Here is a 22,527-nt window from a genome sequence, read left to right as displayed (position 1 = left end):
AGTGACCAGGACACCGGGAGTGGCCGGAAACTGGAGATACTCCGATGCTTGCACCTACTTCGCTTCCCGGACGGCTGTCAGTGAAATCCGCGGCACTGATCGTCGGCCTCTCAGTCAGTACGATGAACAAGCTCCGGGTCCATGGTGGTGGTCCGACCTTCCTCAAGCTCGGCCGCCGAGTAGTTTACGACCCCAGAGATTTGGACAACTGGCTAACGTCGCGGCGACGTACCTCGACGTCCGATCAGGGCCGAGACTTGCGCGATGACCGGACGTAGGCCCGCCATGCCTGACGGGGGACGCCAAAGACCCCGGCGGCTTGGCCCGCGAGCCGGGAATTTCGTCACTCAAGCAAGTTGGCTCGGCAGCTCTGGACCTGCGGAATCACCGCGACGCGGGGATGATTGAGGTGCGGGATTTTGAGGCAGAGTTGGAAGTTGCCGGGCAGATCATGGCGACGAAGGTCAGGACCCAAGCGCCCGGCTTTGGCGCTAAGCTGGGAAACCAGCCCGTCGACATTCGGCAACCTGACACAGGCCTCGAGATTGCGGCCGATATACCTCTCGACGCGTGGGTCCGTCGATTTGTTCTGCGCGACCCGTCGACCCTGCCGCCGCGTGGATGGCTCTATGGGAGCCATTACATCCGCAAGTTCGTATCCGCCACTTTTGCGCCCGGCGGCGTCGGCAAATCGTCTCTGGTGATTGCTGAGGCGCTAGCGATGGCAAGTAATCAGCCACTGCTGGGGACCTCGCCCACTAACCGCCTGAAGGTCGCCTATTGGAACGGTGAAGACCCGATAGAAGAGGTGGAGCGCCGCACGGTAGCCGCCGCGCTCCACTTCAGCCTACGGCCGGACGACGTAGAGGGTTGGCTATTTCTCGGGAGCGGTCGCGACCAGCCGCTGATTTTGGCGGAGCAACAGCCTAGTGGCACCATAATCCGGGCACCTGATGTCGAGCGGGTGCTGGACGCAGTGAGGAAGATGGGGCTGGACGTCATCATCATTGACCCTTTCGTGTCGACCCACCGCGTGAACGAGAACGATAACAACGCTATCAACCTCGTAGTTAAGGAATGGGCGCGCATCGCCGACCTGGCCAATGTTTCGGTCGAGCTGGTCCACCACACACGTAAATCTAACGGGAATGTAACGGGCGTTGAGGATGGGCGGGGTGCGAGCGCGCTCCTGTATGCCGCCCGCTCTGCCCGCGCCCTAAACGTCATGTCGAAGGAGGAAGCCGACCGGGCTGGTGTCGAGCGTCATCGCTCATATTTCCGGGTGGATAACGGCAAGTCGAACTTGGCCCTGCCGCCGGAGGGGTCCGACTGGTTCCAAATGGTCAACGTCAATCTAGACAACGGTGACGCCTTCAATGAGGGCGATCAGGTCGGCGTCGTTACCCGGTGGACTAGGCCTGACCCCGTCGTCGAAGTGACTGCCGCTGACCTCTACGCGGTCCAGAAGCACATCGCCGGCGGGCACTGGCGCGAGAGCAACCAGGCCACCGAATGGGTCGGGCGGGCCGTTGCCGAAGTCCTTGGCCTCGACCTCGAAAACCGGGGCGACATGCAGAAGGTAAAGTGGCTGCTGGCCACATGGATCAAGACCGGGGCGCTGGTCAGGACGATGGCCAAGGATCAGGGACGAAAAGAACGACCGGTGATCGAGGTTGGCCGTTGGGCGGAGGCAGCTTGATGCGCCACCGCGACACCCTGCGCCACCCCGTTTTTGGCGGTGGAGCAAACGTCGTCTGCGCCACTGCGCCACCCGCGCCACCCCCTAAAGGGGTGGCTCGGTGGCGGTGGAGCGGAACTGCTTTCGCACCTTGGAATGGGTGCGCGTTCACAGCTTCACCTGCTGAAACACAGTCAAGCGCGTCGCCTTGATGTGCCTCGAGTTACTCAGGCTGATCGCAAGCGAGCGATCGGTATTTTGAAGTCATGTCGGCCCGAGGAACGAGCGGCTGGGACCCCTCCATGCTAGAATCTCGACATGAAAGCGCCTTCGCAAGCAGCACCGAACCGGACTGGAAAGAGTTCGGTTCAGCCAAAACCAAGCCAAATCTCCAGTGCCCTGGGAGGCCGGCAACTCAAGTTCGTTGCGGCCTATGTCAGGACCCTAAACGGCGCAGAAGCAGCCCGGGAGGCGGGCTATTCGCCCGGATCAGCCAGGATCACCGCGAGCAAGCTGCTAACAAATGCTAACATCGCGGCCGCCGTGCATGCGGCCAAGGCTGAGCAGTTTCGGCGGATGCGCATGGACGCTGACGAAGTGCTGGCGATCCTGGCTGAGGCGGCTCGATCCAGCATGGGGCAGTTCCTGCATCTGACCCCTGATGGAGAACCCTACCTCGATCTGCACAATGCCCCGCACAGCGCGCTTGCCAGTATTCAAGAGGCCACGATCGAGGATTTCACTGATGCCCGCGAGATTGGCCCGGACGGCCGACCAACCAAACGCAATGTGCGGCGGGTCAAGATCAAGCTCGTCAACAAGCTGGACGCGGCAAACCAGCTCATGAAGCATTTGAACCTGCTGACCGCCAGGCGTGAGCCACCGCTAGGCGAGGGGTTCGTGGAGGCGATGAGAGCGGCCGACGCGCGAGCTGCAGCGGCAAAAGCGGCCAATCGCAGTCGTGGCCCCACGGTCGATGCCCAGGCCCGGCGAGCTAGCAGTTCTGCAGCCAAGGCTAACCCGAACCATTAGGCCACTAAGGTGCTCGAAAGCCGTATTCCTCGATAACCTTATCGATCTCCCGCGCCTGTGGCGGGATCATCATCGTCGCGTAGCCAATCGACATGATGGTCAGCTTTTCGTTCGTTTTTTGATCAAGCGGCAGGGCTTGGTCGTACCTGACCATAGGACTTGATGCTGTCTGACAGTCACGGATGACGTCTAGAAATCGGGTGAACATCTCATCTTCGGTCTTGGCCATGCCATAGTGCATTTGTCGGCGGTTGGTCACTTCGATGAGGTCAGTCCAACCAGTGGTGCGTTCAGCGAGGCTGGTGCAAATCGCAGTCGCCAACTTAAATGACCCGCTTACATCAGCGTCGTAAAGCCGTTCATAGGCGTCTTCCTGCTCGTCGGAGTCCGGATGGCCCAGCCGTGGCATGGGATTGTAGGCGTCCCGAATAGCGTAGCCGGTGAACGCCAGTGTCTCGAACGCGATTAGGTCCAAATCGGGCACTTTCACCCGGAATTCTCTGAATCCGTCCAAGTAGTGGCTGGCTGCCATCATCGTTCGGAAGGCGATGACCCGACCTAAAACGGCGTGATCCTCTGGGGGCTCTGCCAACTCTTTGGCGATGTGGGCAGCCGTCATCTTTGCCAGCACGTCGGTAAGCGGCGTCGGCTTCGGTTTGGCGAAGGGGTTCCAAGTCATGATGTTCCTTCAAGGAGACACGTTCGCGGAGACTGCTGTGTTCGGGTTTATCTACCGGAAAAGGATCTCTGCAATGCCAAGGATGGACCTCGGCTTCTCTCTCGCCATGTTGGAAGTTGAAGCGGTAGGGCATGGCCGCCGAAGCCGAGCTAGTCAGCCAATGCCCGAGCCAACTGCCACCAAAATCATTGGCAAACGGAAAAATCAGAACAGATCGGTCGAGCCTACGGATAATCCGGCTCGCCCAAATGGCCCGAGATGGTAGCCGCGGGCTAAAATTAGGAAGCGACAATTGTTCGTCCCGTAAGGACAAACAACTGTATTTCTTCAAGTTATAGACTGAAGCGGGCGAAGAGATTCGAACTCTCGACCCCAACCTTGGCAACGTGCCTTCCTCCCTCCCCAGCGCGCTGAAGCTACCGTTCACTGCACATCGAACCCGCTAAAGCCGACTAGCACGACGAGAACGGTCAAGGACCGGGACTAGGGCTGTGACTCACGTCACAGCCTCGGCTCTTCAAGGTGCGCGACAGGAGTATCGTGATGGCTAGGGAATACAGTCGGGCCGAGTTCCACGAACTCGTTTGGTCCAAACCCATGACGCATTTGGCCAAAGAGTTCGGCCTGTCGGACGTCGCGCTACACAAAATCTGCCGCAGGCACGACATCCCCACCCCTCCTACCGGATGGTGGGCCAAGAAGGCGGTTGGGAAGGCGGTCGCCATCACACAGCTGCTGCCTGTCGAGAACGAGACGCGGATCCGCATCGTCGCGACAGACCTGGGCCTAACCGATCTGCGGCTGGCTGAGGTCAGAGAGTTAGCCCGCGTGCGCGCTTCATCAGCACCGGCAGCCTCCGAGCCTCATCCGATCGTGGAGAAGACCATCGCCAGATTGCGCAGGGCGCCTCCGCCCAAAGGAGAAATTCTGGTGTCATCATCCGGCCCAGGGCTGATCACGTGCTCCACCGGCCCGGGCTCTATAGATCGTCTGAAAATGTTCCTGACCAATCTGGTCTCCGCCACTACTGCTCAAGGGTTCTCGCTCGTAGCCACTGAGAAGGCGGCGGCTTTCAAGGCGAAAGACCAATGTGTGGGCTTCTCGATCACGGAGGTGGTGGCGCGAACGAAACACGTCCTGACCGTGGCGGAAGCGGCCAAGCTGGAGCTTTGGGAGAAGAAGCAGCAAGCTCGCCAACACCGAAACTCCTGGTCGTCATTTGGTTTCGATCGTCCGAGGTTTCCGGAATGGGACCATGCCTGCACCGGCCGACTAAAGCTCGAGTTTGAGACGGTGTATGTCATGGGAGGCCGGAGCCCGCGGCGGTCGTTCAGCGACGCGAAGATTCAACGCCTTGAGGAGATGTCGGGGGAAATCGCGGTCGGCCTCGTCATCCTTGCGGCCGCTAAATCCGAGGAGAGCCGCCGGCGCGAGGCGCAGTACAAGGCATACGAGGAAGAGCGCCGGCGTCGCCAAGAGGCGCTAAAGGCTGAGCACATCGCGCAACGTCGCTCGGGTGCCCTGGAGGAGATCCTGGCCGAGCTTGACGCCCTCCGTCATCTTCGGGCTCTGCTCGACGACCTCAAACAGGCACAGACGACACAAGACACCGTTCGCCTCCGCGAGTTCCTTCGATGGGCGCATGAGGAGCTCTCGCGACGCGAAGCAGCGCTGACGGCCTCTGGCTTGGAGGAGCGCTTCCTTGCCGCCCACCTGTTTGGGGATGACGACGACCACGGCTTCAGTGCGCCCTACCAGCGCTGATCTCGCGGTCTCCCGCGACACGAGAGACCTGCTTTGGGTCGCCCACTCACTGAAACGCCTTAAGTGAGATGCCCTACCTGTGCGTCCGACGCTTGCGAAATATTGGAGGCTAGGAGCAGCTCATGAATGTAACTGGTATTCTGGAGCGTCAGCATTTGTCTAGCGGTCCAAGGTTGGTGCAACAAATAATTCTCTATTTATTCGAAATATGATTACTCGACGGGCGAAAAATAAAAATCGACATTTAACTGACAGTACCCAGCAGCATTCGCTCCCATTCGCGGGCGGGTTACCGAACGCGGGGCAACTTCCAAACTTCGGCAGCGAGTTCATCGACCCCATCGCCCGTCCGAAGGATCGCGTTCAGCCGGTCCTCCAGAACCCGGTCAAATGCGGGGTTGTTTATCGGGGAGCCGTTCGCGGCGATTAAGAAGTTGTACGGCGTGAGATGTCGGACTCGTACCTCGACACGATCATGTATGTCCTGCAACTCGCCGCCGAGCAGAGCCGCTCCGTCATCGAGTTCGCCGCGGGTCACGACATGCTCTCCGTCGACCAAGCCGTACTCCTCGTAGTCGTAGCCAAAATCCTCAACGCTCCGGCGAGCTCGATCCGGGTTCGGCTTGTACGCCCCGCTCGGAGGCAGGCCGGCTGTCTCGACATAGACGAAAGATTGCCAGTAGCCCCGACCCGGGGCTGCCGCGATCCGTCGGATGTCAAGTTCGGTCGCATCCATCAAGAAGTGGCCGCTGGACAGAGGCAAGAACCTTTCGATCTGAAGATTACCATCGCGCCACCACCACACCGGAGAGGCTCCCACGAAGGTAAGCGGAGCCTCCAACAGACGCATCATCCGCATGCGAATGTCCGCTGGATCGTCGAACCACGCGATACTCCGCGCACCAGGAAAAGCCCGAGCAAACCTGCGAGCAAAGAATTCCGTGCTGGAGCCGATATAGCGCGCGTGGTCGGGGACGGGAACTTTGACCGCTTCCGCCGCATTCACCGTCGCGTCCGCCTTTGCCTGTTCGGGCTGTCCCGCCTTTGCGGGCGTCGACTGCCAGTCTGCCACGTGGCGAATGGCGAAGGTGCTCGTAGCCGCGACGATGGCTTCCGGCGTCTGGGTGGCCTGAAGACGCGGGTGGCTGGCGACGTGGCGCGGGACCTCTTGGCGCAGATAGTCCTGCAAAGTCGCGGCGGTGATGAAGCCGCGCTGGTCGATGGCTTCTGGGGCGAAGCCGTTCAAGGCGCGCAGCAGGTAGAACGTCCAAATCCCATGGCCGAGGTCGCTGTCTGGAAAGGACTCTTCACCAGCGCGGCAGGATAGAAAAACCGCGTTGAAGGCGGCCGTCTTGAGCAGCTTGCCGAACTCAGCGGCGTCGAGGGCAGTGACGGCCTTGCGCCCGAGTGGCTTGACCCTGCTGGCGCAGGCGTCGACGAAAGCCAGGACGCGCTGACATTCGCTCCGGCGCAGCGGACCAAGGATATGCTCCTCGACGCCAATGGTGGTGCCGCTGACGTTGATGAGGTTGGTGTCCCAGACCGTGAGCCGGTTTCCGCTGTCGTCGTGGAAGCCGTGTCCCGCATAGTAGAAGATGAAGAGGTCGGCCGGCCCAAGCCCATAGGCCCGTGCAGCGATTTGATTGATCAGGTCGCCGTAGGTGGCACCTTCGTTTGTCAGCAGGCAGATCTCGGGGCGATGGGCGGCAAAGGCCGTCTCGACTGCCTGCTGAAATGCCTGGGCGTCCGCCTGAGCGAAGGCGACGGCCTCAATCTGATTTGGCCCGGGCCGATACGCCTCGAGCCCGACAATCACCGCCACCACCCGCGCGCCCTCCGCTAGGATGGCGACGTCGTCGAAGTAGGTCTCCGGCACCACGGCGGCTTGTGCAGGTTCGTCATCCGGGACGGGCAGGGCCTTCAATGCAGCCTCAAGCAGCGCCGGAGGAAGCTCGCCGTCCTTGATGGCCCAGTGCGTACGACCCTGCTCGAACCGGTCCATGTCCAAGTGGCGTTGGAACTCCACGATCTTCTCGCGGAGAAGGTAGGGTCGCTCCTCGTCCAGCTCGATCTGGCAAGATACGACCTTGCCATATCGAGCAACGCTTTTCAGCCGACCGTGGCGGACTACGTCAGCGTTCGGGCCTTCGACGCCGAGCTCGTACATGGCAAGCACGGGTGCGCCATTTAGCTGGCTCAGGCTGGCGGGGTCGTCCACGTCAACGATTTCGCCCTGCTTGCCGCTGTAAGTGTTGAACCGATCCAGGTCCATGTCGAAGTGCGCGCCTTCCCAGGCGCCGGCGACTCCAGACACAAGTAGGTTGAACATCCCGCGGGTCTCGTACGGCTCACTCACTGCAGCCTCCGGTTCATCTACCACGGTCAGGCGATCTGGCTACGGCTGGGGCGACGCCTCATCTAGGGCGGTCAGGCGAGCGGGCGCTGGCGTTGAGACCTTTCGCTCTAGAGTGTCGCCCGCCGGTCCGCAGCGCCGCCTGAGAAGGGTGCCCGAAAGTCGGCTTTTCGGCGGAGCGCTCACGTCCTCTGATGGCGCGAGCCCCACGTTTCCACGCTCAGTGTAGATCGTGAAAAGTGCACTGACTTCGGCTATGCGGCTTGAACTGGCGTCGGATTTGTTCCGTAGCTCGAGCGAGAAGGCTTGCTTTGACGCGCACCGCCGCAATCTATCAGCCTAATGGCCAAGCGTGCTCCCACACCGAAAAAGACGGTCACCGAGGTGAACCTGCTCGCCCTTGGCCCTGAGCGCCTGGCTACCCTCCTGTTCGACGCCGCAAACAGCGATCCGAACCTCAAACGTCGGCTCCGCATGGAGCTTGCTGCCGAAATCAGTGCAGCTGATCTAGCGTTCGAGCTCGACAAGCGTCTCACCACGCTCGCGACCAGCCGCGCTCGTATCTCCTGGCGGAAGCGACCTGCGTTGCTCGCCGACGTGAACGCGTTGCGCGCCATCATCATAGATCGCTTGGTGCCGCTTGATGTGAAGCTCGCACTCGATCGCATGGTCGCCTGGTTCGATCTCTATCCATCGCTCAGCGCGCGCGTCAGCGATGCAAAGGGGGAGTTGCCGTTGCTGTTTGATGCGGCCTCGGCGGATCTTGCCAAACTCGCATCGAGGGCTGGACCTGACGTAGCAGCACCGGTGTTGGGCGAGGCGTTGTCGACGCGCCTGAACCAATGGGCCTCTTGGATGGGGCGCGGCGCGCACGAGCTGAGCACAGAGCTCGCGCAGCGACTGCTGGTCGAGCTGACCAAGGGGCGGCCCAAGCCGACCGGTCGATTGGCGCTGGTGGTCCGCAAGCTCGCAGATCGCATCGGTGATCTCGATGCCTGGATCCAGTCCATCTCTGAAGACGATTATCGCAAACCAGACATTGCCGGCGAAATCGCACGCCGCCTAGCCGAAGCCGGCCGAGCCGCTGAAGCGCGCGCCGCACTCGAAGCATCTCGGAACCCTGCCACCCTTGCCGCTAGCTTGCGCGGAAGACCGGGCGGTCTCTCGGCTCCGTCTGAACCTTGGCGGATCGCAGAGATCGCGGTGCTTGATGCAGAGGGGCGGACCGATGAAGCGGATGAGGCGCGGTGGGGCGTGTTTGAGTGCACGCTGTCGGCCGATGCGCTGCGAGCTCTGATCGCGAAGCTCGCCGACTTCGCAGACGTCGTCGCACTCGATCGTGCGTTCGCGCTCGCGGCAGGTCACCCCGACGCGATGGAGGGCCTGTCATTCCTGATGAACTGGCCGGCGCTTCGGGAGGCCTCTGAGCTGGTCGTATCTCGTCGCTCTGAGCTGAGGGGAGGGCATGACGACATACCGCTTTGGGCGTCACGGCTAGCAGGCCGTCATGTGTTGGCGGCGGTGTTGCTGACCAGGGCGCGGGCGAGAGCGCTGGTGACGCTGGGGAGCGGGATCACCGAAGAGGTGCAAGGTCTGATCGGGGAGGCGGAGGCGCTCGCGGGCGGTCTCGGCGGCGACGCGTTGGTCGACGACCACGCATCGTTTGTGAGTGAGCTTCAGACGCTCGCGTCGCCGCGACGTCGGCGCTGGTGAGCCTGCAGCTCAGCAACCAACCCCCTCCAATCGGTGAAAACCGTCGCTCAGTGCAGATGAAGACAAATGCACTGAGGACGGTCCTGTGGTGATGCTAGAAGCCCCAGAGCGCCAAGACGGCTTTGCAGTGTGGTGCGATCATTCGGTTGGCTGACTGAGCGTCGAAACCACATTCGATCAACCGAAGAACGCCGCAGACGTCGGTCACCACCTAGTGCTCCGCTGAGCGCGCAGCCAAACCGTCAATGGTGAGCTGTTTCCAACGACCTTCGCCGGCGATCTTCGCAATCCGTTTGCGAACGATCCTTGGACAGCGAGGGTGATGGGTGACGAGATAGCTGAGCACCTGCTCGGTGCTGAAAGAGGGCTCGGGGACGTTCTTTTTCGCGCGGCTCTCCATTGCGGTTGCAGCAGGAGGAGAGGGTGAGACTTTTTTAGGCGCGGCTGAAGGTATCGGCTTTGGAGCTGGGGCTGTCTTTCGTTTCGCTTTTGGCTTTTTTGGCTTTGGGACGAGCAACGGGCCTTCAGGCTCCACGCCATGCTTCGCTAAGTCAGCTTCGCGTTGGAGAAGTCCTTTTCGTCGCGGCTGACTTCTTTTGGTCGGCCAAACCTTCACGACCGTCGAACCACCAAGATAACCCCCACGTCCCATGCGCCGCCCCTGGTCAGCCAGATCAATCCGATCTCAAACCTAGCTTGTCACCGACGCACGGAACAGCCGCATGGGCGACCGTGCGCATCGGCTCGGCCCAGACCCTTCTTAGAGGGCTTGGCGGGTTAAGACCTGGCGGGCCATCGTGCACGACCGAGCTGGCCGTTGAAACATACGGGGCGGCTATCCGCCGATCTGAAAGGTCCGATGCAGGCGCGCGGGCACCGGTTCCGCCAACAGCCAGTTCACGCCGATCGGCTGCTCGCCCTCCCAGGATTCAAACTGAACGTCGCCGCAGTAGACGAACGGAGCGGCCTTCAATCCGCGCTTCTTTTCCATGCGGACGAACAGGTGAAGGGCGAAGCCCGCCGCCTCCCCGCTAATGATCCGCCCATGAGTGGAAGCCTGCGTCGTGCGATTCTGGCTCTGCCAGTGGAACCGCAGAGCGTCGATGAAGCGATCTTCGTAGCGATGCGCTTCCTGCAGGTCATCCTTCTTGAGCGTGACCAGCAGGAACACATGCTTGCCTTGGACGACGAAGCCCTGGTTCCAGGACCCGGTGCTGAACTTCAATCCGTAAAGACCGGGAATCTCCTCGCGCATGTACTCGCGCCACAAGCTCGCCCCCTGCGTTGCCAATGACTGTGCGACCTCGAAGGGCGTTTCAGCCTCTCCTGCAAAAGCGACTTCAGCCTCGGCGGGATCGCTCCGGAAATAGTCGGCCAGCCGCCAATCAACGATCTCCTCGACAAGGTCGTTCAGGCTCTGACGCTGCGCGCCCGTAGCTTCGAAGGCCGTGGAGAACACTCCCTCTTGGTAGGTGAAGTAGCGGCGTCCGCTGGATCCCCGGCCCTCCACCCAGGCATCGATCGGCCCTTTTTCGATCATGCGCCGAAGCTCGGTCTTATTCGTCAGATCTGCGCTGATGTCCCGACGTAGGCTGGGATTACGTGCTGCGAGCTGCGCCATGCGTTCAGCGAGCTGATCAACCGCGATGGCACCTGGGAAGGCGCCCTCGCGCTGCATCGCCCGAACCAGCAGCATCTTATAGGACCGCGTCATCTGTGTGGTGGCCAGCGTGTCGAGCAGGCCGCGATGCCGCTCAAGCACCTGTCGCTCGGCCGCAGACAGGTGGCCGTGGTGATCGACAAAGCCCAGCCAGCCGCCATGACCCGTCGTGCGGGGATTGAAGCCTGCGTGGTAGATGTCCAGTGCCTTAGGCCGCTCGCCGGTCCGCTCTCGGAAGTCCAGATAATAGGCCTCGAGCGCGTCACCGCGACTTGAGCTTCTTAGCAATCCCGCCAGCAGGTCGAGGGCCTTAAGGTCGTAGGTGACCTCGCAGCCCTCAGGCCATTTGATCTCGCCACGGCGCATCGCCTCGAGTTTGAGGGCCAAGGCGCGATCCCCCTCTGAACAGTGCAACAGGGCGCGAGCCTTGGTCAGGAAAACGCGGTGATTGCCGATGTAGTCAATGACGTTGAGCCGTTCCTTGCCTTCGCACCGACGAAGGCCACGACCGAACTGCTGTAACCAGATGACCGTGGACTCGGTCGGTCTCAGCATCAGAACCGTATCGATGTTGGGGACGTCGACGCCCTCGTTGAACATGTCGACGGAGAAGACCGCGTCCAGCTCACCAGCCTCAAGCCGTTCAAGCGAACTGGCGCGCGGTGCGGAGCTCGGCCCGGCGTGCACGGAGACTGCCCGCAGCCCATTTTGCTCAAAGTAGTCGGCCATGAAGTCGGCATGTCGCTGCGAACAACAAAATCCCAGGGTCCGCTTACCGCCGTGTAGTTGGTGCTGCTCGAGGGCGTTCTGCGCCCTGGCCTGGGTCGCAAGCGCCTGGGTCAGCGCAGTCTCATCAAAGCCAGAGCCCCTCCAGGGAATCTGAGCGTAGTTTACGTCATCGGGGACGCCCATATAGCGGAAGCCAGACAGCAGCTTCTGCTCGATCCCGTCGAGGAAGTCGCAGCGATAGACGAGATTTTCCTGACAAAGGCCGAGCAGGTCGGCGCCGTCCATTCGGTCAGGCGTGGCGGTAAGACCGAGCAGGAATTTGGGCGTGAAATGGTCGATCAGGCCGCGATAGGTTCGGGCCGCCGCGTGATGGAATTCATCGACGACGATGTAGTCAAAGGCGTCGGGTGAGAACTGCCGCAGATGTGCAGCCTTGCCCAGGGTCTGAATCGACGCGAACAAGACGTCGGCGTCGAGATCCTTTTGCGATCCCGAATAACGCCCAAACCGCGCCTTCGGCCGGCAGCGACGGTAGGTCTCCATGGCCTGTGAGAGGATCTCTTCACGATGCGCCACGAACAGCACGCGTTTGAACTCTGGGCGGTTGGTGTCGAAGGCACTCAGCCAGGTCTTGCCGAGGCCCGTGGCCAGCACCACCAGGCCGGCGGTGAATCCTCTGAACCGCGTCTCTTCAAGCGCTTCGAGGGCGGCCACCTGGATCGCGTGGGGCGTCGGCGGCGGAGCATCCGGCTCGGGTGCCAGATCGACAAGCAGCGTGGTTGGTGGCGGTGCCTTGGCGCGGCGCTGTTCGTAGCGATCGATCCAATCGTGATTGAGAGGCCGGATCTCGGGGCGTTGGATCAGTGCCTCAAACCCATCGAGCACATCCTGCCAGCCCTGACCTGAGTCCGGCGAACAGACCCGGTAGTTCCATTCCACACCGGTGCGCAGGGCTGTTGCTGACAGGTTCGAGCTGCCGACGATGGCGACGCCTGACTGATCTTCGAGATGGAAGACCCAGGACTTGGGGTGAAAACCGACCTTGTCTGCCTCGAACACCAGAAGCTCGGCGTCGCCTTCCAGATCCATCAATCGGCGCAAAGCGGTCGGATCGGTGACGTCCAGATAGTCGCTGGTCACCAAGCGGAGTCGACCCGAACGGTTGAGCAGTTCTTGCAGGTGAGGCTGCAGCAACCGTGCACCGCTCTCGAGCACAAAGGAGACGGCCAGATCGACGGCGCGCGCCTGGTCGATGTGGGGCAGTAGATGTCGGATCAGGGCGTCTTCACCGCCGGCAATCAGCCCTCGGTCATGAGGCGTGCCCATCACAAGCGGCGGGGCTACAGACGGCGCCGGCGATGTGTCCGCCAGATAGTTGCCCTTGTGAGGAATAACGTGTCGGACGCCGCCCCGGGGGTCATCCATGTCGCCGGCGCGGCGCGGGATCACATGGATGTGGAAATGCGGGATGGTCTGTCCAGCGGCTGCGCCTTCATTGAATCCGACATTGAAGCCATCGGGAGAGAACCGCTCGGCGATCAGAGCCTGAGCGCGCCCGACGCCATCCAACATTGCCGCCTGCTCAGAAGGCTTTAGGTCGCCCCAGCTGGGGACATGGCGATGGGGCACGATCAGGAGGTGGCCCTCGGTCACCGGAAAGGCGTCCCAAATGCCTTTGGTCAGCGCTGTGACGAACGCGACTCGATCCTCGGAGGGAAGGCAAAATGGGCAGGGATCCGCCTCGTTCAAAGCCTGGCCATGAAGTGTCGCCCCTACCCAAGGTGGTCAGCGTGGCAAGAGTGCCGCGTGATTACCAGGGGGAACTGCGCATTGTGATCACCGCGCTACCAGGAAGGGCGAAGTCTCGACAGGGGGCACCGACGGCGCGACACCGCGGGTCTGGCATCGAGCCCTCCCCCTCACTTGTCTATTGACCGGTCAAGCAAGTCATCAAGCGTCTTCCTGGCGCTCACGACGTCAGCTGCAGCCAAGTCAACTTCGGTCAGGCCGATCAGACTTTTGACGGTGGAATCAAGGCGCGCGACATGAGGGGCCAGTTTGGAGCCACCTTGAAGCAGGGCCAGGCGCGGCATGGCTGAAGCCAGTTCATCAAGGGCAAAATAGACAGTGACCCAGGCCTCGATCATGTCGATCGGCAACCGGTCATAGCGGGGGTCAACGGCTAGCTTCTTGATCGGAGCGTCCACCCCGGCGAAGAAGGCTGCAAGCACGCGAACGATCAGGCGCGGCCAGCCGGTCTCGCTGTCATCGCAAGCCAGCTGGTCACGGTGCCGAAGTAGCAGCAGCAACCAGAGCCTCAGCCGAAAGACGTGATTGGCACCTATGACCCCAGCATCGGCTTGGGCCTGCACGGTCTTACGGTAATCGGCGACCGCCTTTTCAATCTGACGGGCATCAAGAGCGGCCTGTGCCTGCACGGACTGAGCGGATTGGGCTGGATCGGCGACGTGCCGTCGACCAGTACCGTGCGTCCTTGCACCGCCATCGACATTGTCAGGCTGGTCTTCCTCGAGAATCTCGTCGTCCAAATGTCCTACACGACCGGTAACGAGGTCGCTCAAGAAGCCGCGCAAGAGGTCGACGCTACTTCCAGCCAGGCTGTTGCGTCCGCCAACGAGACCGTCCCTCCCTGTTTGAGGTGTGGGCTTACGGATCCGCATGAAGGCGTCATAGCCGAGCTGAATGTGAGGCTCAGATTCTGACGCTGATGACCCTTTGCCGATCATACGGCGCGGAGCCACGATGGTGGCTTGTTCCTCCTGATCAGCGCGCTCGAGCATGCTCATGAGTTCCAAGAGCCGCATGTCGAGGCCTGCGATCTGAGGAAGCTGGCTCGTCACGCTTTCGACGCCCCTGGCATTTCGCTCCCGCCGCCGCGCCCGCAGGACTTCGTTGCGGGAAATGATGGCAAGGCCTGAACGCCCGCTCGGCCCAACTGCGCGCGCAAATCGTGCCGTTTCCCCCTCTTCATCGACGGTAGTTTTCAGCGCGTCAGCTGACGCCCGCCAGGCGGTCGCGGCGATACTTGCGACGGGGTCGAGGTCGGGATCCTGCAGGAGCTCTATCGTGACGCTTGCAGCATCGAACCCGGGTGCCGGCCGCCAGGTCAGGCTGGAGAACTCCATCTCAAATAGGCCCGGCCAGCCCGATGCAGCCTCGTCCAAGGGCAGGTCTTCATCCAGGACCAGCGCCGGAATATCCGCCACGCTGAGAGAGGAACCGGCAAGCGCGCTGTCGAGTTTCAACTCGTCGATGACCGTTCCTTCCGGAAGTCTGCGGTAGACGCAGGCCTCGGCGTTCTGCCCCTGCCGACCCGGTAGGCCCATGGCTGCGACCGTGCAGTTGGCGCTGCCTGACAAGACATGGTCGTAGCCCCCGCCCGTCGCGATAACGATCTTGGCGTGGCTGAAGCGCGTTGCGTCGGATCCATCGCCCGCGGTGAAAGCCTTGATCTCGATATTCAGATCCCGAAGAGCATCCGTTGGAAAGCGGCACTCCTTGGGCTGTATCAGGACGATGGTTCGTTTGGGTCTGAGGGCGCGGATGAGCGAGCGAAGCGCGATCAGCCCCCCATCCCAGTAGGGACTGATGACCACCAGTTGCTCGATGGGCGTAGCGCCAAGCTCTGTGGCGAAGCGGTCCGCGATCGACACCTCTTGCCCCGGCTCGTTGGCCCAGAAGCCGAGCCGGCTCCCATCAGCCAGGTCCCAGCTACGGACGTTTGGGTCGTCTTCGGCTTGAACCAGCCACGGGGTCCGAACCTCGAGCCAGGTCAGGGCGTCTCGCGCCGGACCCGGTTCGCCGTCAATGAGGTCAACGAGATAGTGCCAGACAGCGACGGCAAAGGCGCGCTCTGGACTCGGTGTAGCGCGGCATTCGACCTCCGTGACCACTTCGCGATTGCCGGCCAGCCCAGCAGACGTCGCGTTTGCTGAACCGACGACGACCCGCGCACCGTCTCGGCCTGCCTGGAATACGATTTTGGGATGGAAGACGCCTGACTGGGCTCGGGGGGTGTGGACGACATATTCAGCGCCGGCCTTGGTAGGCATCGCTCCACCGTCGCCGAGCGCAAGCGCGACCATCCCTGGATCGGCCAAAAGCACAATGTTGCCTGAACCGGAGCCGAAGAACTGGGGGACAAGCACCTGCTCGAAGGCGGTGAATTCGACACCGAACGTGGTCACGATCGCACTGTGAAAGCCGCGGTGGGTCAGCTGATGAGCGAAGCGATCAAACAGTTTCATGAGCGATCCCCCAACCACGCTTCACCGCGCGCTGTCAGACCTGTGCCAGCAATGAGTCCCAGGTCCGCCAGAAAGGCGATCGCGGGGCCAAGCCGCGGCGTCGTCAGAACCGGCCCATAGTTGGCGCGGTATTTCAGCCGTCCATCGCTAGCTTCGAACAGAAAGGTGTAGTCCCTCTGACGAGCGAATTTGGTCATCGCGACCTGGGAGTGCCGTCGAATAATCCGGTCCGCAAATAGGTCGCTGATGGCTGTCGTTAGGTCGGCGTCATTGCGCGTTCTGAGGAAGGCCAGCTCGCTGCGGATCGAGCGGTTGAACACCGTTGGACCGGTCCGCGGGAAAACCCGTTCGATTTCTTCGGCCAGGTCGGGGCGCGCGTCGACTCTGGATTGGATGATGCCGATCAGGGAGATGGCGGATTCAGCAACCCGTTGATCTATCCCATCGGGCCTAAGTCGCGTCAGAGGCGTAGCCAATGCGGCAGGGTCTTCGACCTTGAGGCCTGAGACAAAGGTCGACCAGGTAAGGGCGTCGGTGCCTGGGAGTGAGGCCATGGTACGGGCGGTGGACGCCGCAACGAGATCCCGAAACGTTAGTCCGGTGCCGCCGATCCGCAGTTCCTCGGTCGAAAGCCGGAGCAACACGGCAAAGGCCAACTGCAGCAGGTCGTGGGTGTGGTAGGCTTCCCACTGCAGGCGCGTAGCCTCTAACCCGTCACCGAACGATCCCGGCTCCGCATTGAATAAGGCCCATCTCACCTGATCGGCCGATGGCCTGGCGGCCAGACTCTTGGCCAGCATCAAGACAAGAAGGAGCGTCTTGTTCCGTGTCTCGTCATGCTGGCTCGTTAGGTCATGCTGTCCGAAAAGGGCGCTGAGATAGATGGATGCCTCTGAAGATTCCGGGTTGATTCTTGACGGCAAAATTCCATGAAGTTTGGCCAGGTCTGAGCGCCGGACCACGGGCTTGGAGATCGCCGCGAGCATGAACGCCTCGCGCTCCGGCCCCAAACTCTCGGCGAAGGCCGTCGCCAACGGCAGACCAAGATGGGGCGTCGGCACCCAGATTTGGTTTCGTTCATCCTCGGCCTGACCGAGAACTCCCATCTCCAACATCTGCGTCGCGTAGGCACCCCCGTACACGCCCATGCTCTGTTGAAGGTACAAACCGCTCCCGGAGGTTTCCGTAGCAGCGGTAAAGTCGATCAGATCGTCGGGGCCAACGTCCAAAAGCCGACGGGTCGCCCACTCCACGCCGGCAACGCCGGTCTCTCCGCCAGCGTCTGCGGCCGTTAGAGCATAGAGCGCCTCGGTCCGCCTCACCCAACGCCGCCAAGCCTCCGCATCCGTGCTGCCTTCAGACAGTTTAGCGTAGGCTGCGGTCAGCCAAGCGTAGAGCCCATAGGGTCGAATACGCAGGGTGACGTTGCTGACCCCCGGCAGGAGCTCCTGGTAGAGTGCAATGCCGCTAGTCTGAAGCCCAAGGGGATCAAGGCCGCGCTTGTCGGCTCGTTCTGTCCATTCCGGTTGGGCAGCGTAAGCCAAGGCCTATTCCTCTGTCAGAGCCCTCGCCTCAGCTACGGGACTCAAGCGATGCCAATGTCAGTAGCACCTTTTGTAATCGCGCTTACGCGCACAAGGCGCGGAGGACGAACGTCCGTTCCTGACGCAAAGCGGCATTCCGGAAAGGCGAGTCCGCGTCGCAAGGTGGCGGCGATCGTCTGATCAGATTCCCCAATACCTCTTTGACTGCTCTGAGCTCACGCTCAAACAATCTGCGCTTGCGTATGCGGCACCTGGCGTCCTACGCAGACGGACCGGAGTTACCTGGGGGAAACCTTGAAGCCGCAGATCTCAGAGTTCTCGTACGGCTTCGCGCTGACGAATGAGTTGGTCGCGTGGGAGGAGCTTTCGGCCGCGCCGGTGTTTCCGAGCCTGCTTGAAGAGGGCAGACCTGGCGGGGGGTACGACGTTAAACTCGAGCGACCCGGTGTTCCGCTCTATCTTCAGTTCAAGCGCTCTGAGTTTCTAACTCGGCGCAGCGGTAGAGAGGCGCGGGAGCTTGCTCTGCGCGGTCAGCAGATCGGTATTCCTTACTACCGCTTCGCCATCACCGAAGATACGCTTTCACAGCAGCACGAGATGTTGGTCGCGCTCGATGTTGCGCCGAACTTCGTCTTTTACGCAGCCCCTCGCTTTCACCGCTTGGACGAGATCAATGATGCTTGGCACGCCAATGCCGTGGCGAGCCGATCGCAGTTTGTAGCGCCGCATCAGATTGGCCTGCTCCCAACCGGCAAGCATACGGTCGCGTTCGATGGTTCGAGATTCTGGGTCTGTTCGGAGCCTCGCTCAATCGAAGGTCTGAACAGTCGCCAGCTGGCTGACAAGCTCAGAGATGCCGTGAAGGCTGACGATCGCCCATTTGGCGAGAAGCTCCCAGAGCTCGCGCAAGAGCTTGCAAGCGCAGAAGAGCGAGGACGGGGGCTTATCGCGGAACGGCGACGGCGCAACGAAGAAGAACGAGCCGCGGCTTGGCGTAAGCGATTGTTTGAGATCGGCGGGCCTTATCCTGGCCTTGAAACAGAGCCGCCTCAGCCGATCCCGAGAGCATTCCGACCTGAGCTGACGGACGACGAAGATTATGGAGCAGTCCTCGAGACGCCGGAGCCAGCTCCCGTTGCGTTGAGGACGCCAAAGCCCCTGACACCTGAGCGACGTTTGCTGCGAGAGGTCGCAGACCGGGCAGCGCGGAGCTTCGACTGTCAGTTGGTGATCGTTCAACCCCATGAATGACGCGTCAACCGATCAACCCGCCGTGCCGCGAGCTTGGTGGGTGAACCACAATGCGACCTTCAGACATGAGGTCGGCGGCGGCTACCTCTGGTCGCCACAACGGGAAAAGCTCGCTCGCAGCAAAGCCTACGACAACATGCTCCGGATCCGCCCTGGCGATCTGATCATTTCATACGCGTCGCAGCAGAACCGGCACGTCGGGCGTGCGACCGACATAGCCTGCGCAGCTCCAAAGCCCAGCGAGTTCGGAACGGCAGGCTCGAACTGGAACAGGATTGGCTGGTATGTCCCAATTCACTGGACCGAACTCTCGCAGCCGGTGCGTCACCGGGAGTTTTGGGAGGAGATCGAACCACTCTTGCCGAGCTACTCCCCGCTGGTGCGGAAGACTCGACGAGGCAACCAGAAAGTCTATCTGGCCGAAGTGCCGATCTCGGTCTTTGAGTTGATTGCGAGCAAGGCTACATTAGATCTGTTGGCTTTCTTGGCGGTGCATTCTCCTGAGCGCCAAAGCGACCCGGTTCGAGAAGCTTTCGAGCAGACCGTGGAGCAGACTATCGCGTCAGATGTGACGCTCGATGAAACAACGCGATCTCGATTGATCGCGGCCCGCCGAGGCCAAGGGAAATTCCGTGACGCCTTGCTCGAGCGAGACCCGCGGTGCCGCGTCACTGGTCTGTCAAACCAACTCTTGCTGGTTGCAAGCCATATCAAGCCGTGGGGCGTCTGTGACACCGGCAACGAGCGTCTCACTGCAGACAACGGTCTCTTGCTCGCTCCTCACATCGACCGACTATTTGACCGCGGCCTCATCAGCTTCAAGGACAGCGGCGACATCGTTTTGTCGCCACACCTCAGCGGCCCTGACCTCGACGCTCTCGGTTGCGCTCACCTGAAGAACAAAAACGTCGGCTCCTTCAATGCCGAGCAATGCGTCTTCGTCAGGCACCATCGAGACCACGTATTCCTTGCGGATCCGGACAAGCGCCCCTGAGGGCCGTTCGCGGTGCGAAGTGAGAGGTCAGCTGGCGTCGCTCTGGTGCTCCGGGCGGCCGGTCTTCTCGAAGTTTGCGAACCTGCGGGTTGAAGCGTTTACGCTGGGAGACCGCACCCGAAACTGCTCAGGGTGCATGTGGACGGACCGCGGCGCTTAGCCGATCCTACGACGCGGCCCGCCGTTGTCGGTCACGATCGGCATTGCGAGGGCTGCTGCGACGGCCTTCCGCCTAGCGGCCCTAACCAAGACCGTATGTGCCTCGCAGGGATTGTCTCGGATGTTGAGAGGCAACGGCAGTCCTGAGGCCAAGATCTCTCGCTCAACCTCCCATGGCCGGTCGCAGGGATGCCAAGTGACGTAGGCATTCTCGCTCATCCAGTCGTCGAGCGCTTGCTCTCCAGGGTTGGTAAAGGTCTGCCGTTGGCCAGACCCGACGCGCCGGAGAGGAAACCCGGTTTCCGAAGCGAGCAGGCAACCAAGCGATTTGCGGAGTGTAGAGCCCTCTGCATTCCCCCTGTAGTGGGTCTGCAATCGCTGGCGGAGTGTTGACCGAGATGCCGCCCGTCCGTTGGTGGGCGGCTCTTTCGGCGAGATGCCGACGTACAACAAAGTCATGCCGTCAGTCGAATAACAGCCGGTCACGTCGATCAGTAGCGGCACTCGCTTGAAGAACCAGGCGTAGATACCAGGCTCAGACGGCACGGGCGACGGGCGACTCAGGATCTCATCGCGTGAACGCAATTCGGCTGCTAGAACGGCAAATGGAAAGCTCCTGACGTGCATCTGGCGTAGCGGACCAGAACATTCAGCTCCCTGCAAGGTCCGCTTTCCGGACTGAATCCAACTTTCGTTTCTGGCACCAAGCGGACCTAAAACCACTTTAGCGCTTCACGCTACGACGTTCTCTGGCCCGCCCCTCATAGCTCCAGCTATCGCTGCGGCCGTGCGATCTGCGGCGCTGCGAACTGGATCGTCCGCGAGATGCGCATACTGTTGCGTTGTCTTGAAATCGCGATGGCCCAGGATTGCCCCAAGCATCGGAAGGGACAGGCCGCCGGCGACACCAAAGCTGGCGAAGGTGTGGCGGAGGTCGTGGATGCGCACGCCAGGCAGACCGGCGGTGGCCTTTAGGCGAGCCCAGACTTTCGGCGTGCCAATGTAGTGGCGGTCAGCCTTGCCTTCTGAAGGGAAAACGTAGGCGGGCCCAGCGACCCGTGGGAGCGCCTGGAGACAAGCCAGCGCCGCCGCGCCTAACGGGACCCCCCTCGCGCCGGTCTTCGAGTCTGCGAGGTTGAGTGTAGACCGCGCGAAGTCCACCTCCGACCAACGCAACCCTTCGATCTCGCTCTTTCGCGCACCGGTCAGGGTCAAAAGTCGAATGACGTTCAAGCCGTGAGGATTCAGACCGTCAGCCTCCGCTTGCGCCATCGCCGACGTCAGGCGCGCCAGTTCATCGGCGCTAAGGAACCGCTGAGACTGGCCATCCCGGAATCGTTCGACACCCCGGACAGGGTTGTCGGCCCTCAAACCCTCACGCACCGCGAAGGCGAAGATCGCACCGAGCAAGCCGACAGTGCGCGTCGCCGTGCCCTTGCCACCTTTCGATGCCGGGTCGGTGCGGCGACGGCGATCCGCCTGGGCCAGGGCGCGGCCCTTCAAGCCTTGCGCCTTCAAGGCGGCGGTGGTCGGCTTGGGCGAGGTCGCGGTCTTGCCCCCGGCGACGTCCTTCAGGAATCTGGCCACGTCGGCGTTGGTCACACTGGACACCGGGCGTCGACCTAATAGGGGCAGGACGTGCGCCTTGATCCGCGCCCGGTCGGAGGCCAGCGTGCTCTCCTTCTTCAGCGCCACGCCGTCCTTCAGATACCACTCGCATAGGGCGGCGACGTCCATTTCCGACCGGGCGTTTTGGCGGTTGTTCTGGGGGTCCTCGCCGAGGCGGACGCGGCTCAATATCTTGGCGGCTTCGTCTCGCGCCTCGTCCGGCGTCATCTCGCCATGACGGGCTATCGTGTATTCCCGCCGCGCGGCCGACCGGCCCTGGCCCGCCCGATACCAGACGAAGTAGGTCTTTAGGCCACCCGGGTACACCTTGAGACCAAACCCCTTCAGGTCCGCATCCCAGACCCGGTAGGCGGTGGCTTCCGCCTTCGCCGCATCCACCGTCCTTTTGCCGAGCCGTTCGACGCGCCGATCCTGTTCCACCTAACCTCCTTGCCGTGGCGACTGGCAGTAGCGAGTCACCACCTAGTCACCACCGTTTCGGAAATACGATGAATCAACAGGAACGCGGCGGCAAGATAGAGCTCTGATTTTCTTGTCTTATTGACATTCAGGGAAATCACCGGCTACTCCCGATAATCGGCATCCGTAGCCCTCCGAAGGCAGGGGTCACAGGTTCGAATCCTGTCGGGTGCGCCATTTTTCTCCGCCGAATATCCGGAGCCTCCCCCGCGTGACCGACGCCCTTCCGACCGCGCCCATCGGCCAGCCCGTCGGGCGGGTTATCGCCATGCCGGCCGACACCAATCCCGAGGGCGACATCTTCGGCGGCTGGCTACTGGCGCATATGGACCTGGCCGGGGCGACGCCCGCCTTCGAGCTGGCCCAGGGCCGCTGCGCCACCATCGCCCTGGACGCCATGGTCTTCCACCAGCCGGTCTCCGTCGGCGACGAGGTGTCGATCTACGCCCGCGTTCTCAAGACCGGCCGGACCTCGATCCGGGTCCATGTCGAGGCGTGGAAACGGCCGCGGAGTCAGGCCCATGCGGCCTCTGTCCGGGTGACCGAGGGGGTCTTCACCTATGTCGCCATCGGCGACGACCGCAAGCCGAGGCCCTTGCCGACGCTCGCCTGAAA

The 22,527-nt window shown here is 61.8% G+C and carries 15 protein-coding genes; 8 read left to right on the top strand and 7 right to left on the bottom strand.

Annotated features, from left to right (window positions below; translation table 11 throughout):
* Positions 1 to 44 precede the first annotated feature (44 nt).
* From ACP7AS_RS02530 to ACP7AS_RS02520, 3 genes are all read left to right on the top strand, one after another.
* Complete coding sequence (locus ACP7AS_RS02530; protein WP_426027246.1) at positions 45 to 278, top strand: helix-turn-helix transcriptional regulator; 234 nt, start codon at positions 45 to 47, stop codon at positions 276 to 278.
* A 41-nt stretch (positions 279 to 319) separates the two neighbouring features.
* The gene (locus ACP7AS_RS02525) at positions 320 to 1,699 is read left to right on the top strand and encodes an AAA family ATPase (protein WP_426027245.1); all 1,380 of its coding nucleotides are present in this window, start codon (positions 320 to 322) and stop codon (positions 1,697 to 1,699) included.
* Positions 1,700 to 1,996: 297 nt separating this feature from the next.
* Positions 1,997 to 2,710, top strand: coding sequence for a terminase small subunit (locus ACP7AS_RS02520; protein ID WP_426027244.1), 714 nt, complete (start codon positions 1,997 to 1,999; stop codon positions 2,708 to 2,710).
* A gap of 4 nt (positions 2,711 to 2,714) precedes the next feature.
* On the opposite strand, the gene ACP7AS_RS02515 is transcribed toward ACP7AS_RS02520, so the two are convergent.
* Entirely contained in the window at positions 2,715 to 3,389 is a 675-nt protein-coding gene (locus ACP7AS_RS02515) for a hypothetical protein (protein ID WP_426027243.1), read from the bottom strand.
* Between the two features lie 543 nt (positions 3,390 to 3,932).
* On the opposite strand from ACP7AS_RS02515, the gene ACP7AS_RS02510 reads away from it, so the two are divergent.
* Entirely contained in the window at positions 3,933 to 5,153 is a 1,221-nt protein-coding gene (locus tag ACP7AS_RS02510; RefSeq protein WP_426027242.1) for a hypothetical protein, read from the top strand.
* A 289-nt stretch (positions 5,154 to 5,442) separates the two neighbouring features.
* Here the strand turns inward: ACP7AS_RS02510 and ACP7AS_RS02505 are convergent, their stop codons facing one another.
* On the bottom strand, positions 5,443 to 7,482 hold the full coding sequence (locus ACP7AS_RS02505) for a caspase family protein (RefSeq protein WP_426027241.1): 2,040 nt from the start codon (positions 7,480 to 7,482) through the stop codon (positions 5,443 to 5,445).
* Positions 7,483 to 7,848: 366 nt separating this feature from the next.
* Here ACP7AS_RS02505 and ACP7AS_RS02500 point away from each other — a divergent pair, with 366 nt between their 5' ends.
* A complete protein-coding gene (locus tag ACP7AS_RS02500) occupies positions 7,849 to 9,219 on the top strand; it encodes a DUF6880 family protein (RefSeq protein ID WP_426027240.1) in 1,371 nt (456 codons plus the stop codon).
* Positions 9,220 to 10,054: 835 nt separating this feature from the next.
* Here ACP7AS_RS02500 and ACP7AS_RS02495 read toward each other — a convergent pair.
* From ACP7AS_RS02495 to ACP7AS_RS02485, 3 genes are all read right to left on the bottom strand, one after another.
* Positions 10,055 to 13,357 (bottom strand): DUF3427 domain-containing protein, encoded by a 3,303-nt coding sequence (locus tag ACP7AS_RS02495; protein WP_426027239.1) that lies wholly within the window; start codon positions 13,355 to 13,357, stop codon positions 10,055 to 10,057.
* Between the two features lie 170 nt (positions 13,358 to 13,527).
* Entirely contained in the window at positions 13,528 to 15,876 is a 2,349-nt protein-coding gene (locus ACP7AS_RS02490; RefSeq protein ID WP_426027238.1) for a hypothetical protein, read from the bottom strand.
* A complete protein-coding gene (locus ACP7AS_RS02485; RefSeq protein WP_426027237.1) occupies positions 15,873 to 17,420 on the bottom strand; it encodes a hypothetical protein in 1,548 nt (515 codons plus the stop codon). Before ACP7AS_RS02485 ends, ACP7AS_RS02490 begins: the two co-directional genes overlap by 4 nt.
* 294 nt (positions 17,421 to 17,714) lie before the next feature.
* On the opposite strand from ACP7AS_RS02485, the gene ACP7AS_RS02480 reads away from it, so the two are divergent.
* Both ACP7AS_RS02480 and ACP7AS_RS02475 read left to right on the top strand, forming a co-directional pair.
* On the top strand, positions 17,715 to 18,671 hold the full coding sequence (locus tag ACP7AS_RS02480; protein ID WP_426027236.1) for a hypothetical protein: 957 nt from the start codon (positions 17,715 to 17,717) through the stop codon (positions 18,669 to 18,671).
* Positions 18,664 to 19,665: an HNH endonuclease gene (locus ACP7AS_RS02475; RefSeq protein ID WP_426027235.1), complete on the top strand. Its 1,002-nt coding sequence runs from the start codon at positions 18,664 to 18,666 to the stop codon at positions 19,663 to 19,665. Before ACP7AS_RS02480 ends, ACP7AS_RS02475 begins: the two co-directional genes overlap by 8 nt.
* Positions 19,666 to 19,821: 156 nt before the next feature.
* Here ACP7AS_RS02475 and ACP7AS_RS02470 read toward each other — a convergent pair whose 3' ends face one another.
* Both ACP7AS_RS02470 and ACP7AS_RS02465 read right to left on the bottom strand, forming a co-directional pair.
* Complete coding sequence (locus tag ACP7AS_RS02470; RefSeq protein ID WP_426027497.1) at positions 19,822 to 20,451, bottom strand: GIY-YIG nuclease family protein; 630 nt, start codon at positions 20,449 to 20,451, stop codon at positions 19,822 to 19,824.
* A 105-nt stretch (positions 20,452 to 20,556) separates the two neighbouring features.
* The gene (locus ACP7AS_RS02465) at positions 20,557 to 21,873 is read right to left on the bottom strand and encodes a tyrosine-type recombinase/integrase (protein WP_426027234.1); all 1,317 of its coding nucleotides are present in this window, start codon (positions 21,871 to 21,873) and stop codon (positions 20,557 to 20,559) included.
* Positions 21,874 to 22,180: 307 nt separating this feature from the next.
* Between ACP7AS_RS02465 and ACP7AS_RS02460 the strand changes: the two genes are divergently transcribed.
* Positions 22,181 to 22,525, top strand: a complete 345-nt coding sequence (locus ACP7AS_RS02460) for an acyl-CoA thioesterase (protein ID WP_426027496.1) — start codon at positions 22,181 to 22,183, stop codon at positions 22,523 to 22,525.
* The last annotated feature ends 2 nt before the right edge of the window (positions 22,526 to 22,527 follow it).

The organism is Brevundimonas sp. TWP2-3-4b2, assembly GCF_049897345.1.
Classification (GTDB): domain Bacteria; phylum Pseudomonadota; class Alphaproteobacteria; order Caulobacterales; family Caulobacteraceae; genus Brevundimonas.
Note: the sequence above shows the minus strand (reverse complement) of the source record. Positions and strands in the feature narration are given on the sequence as shown.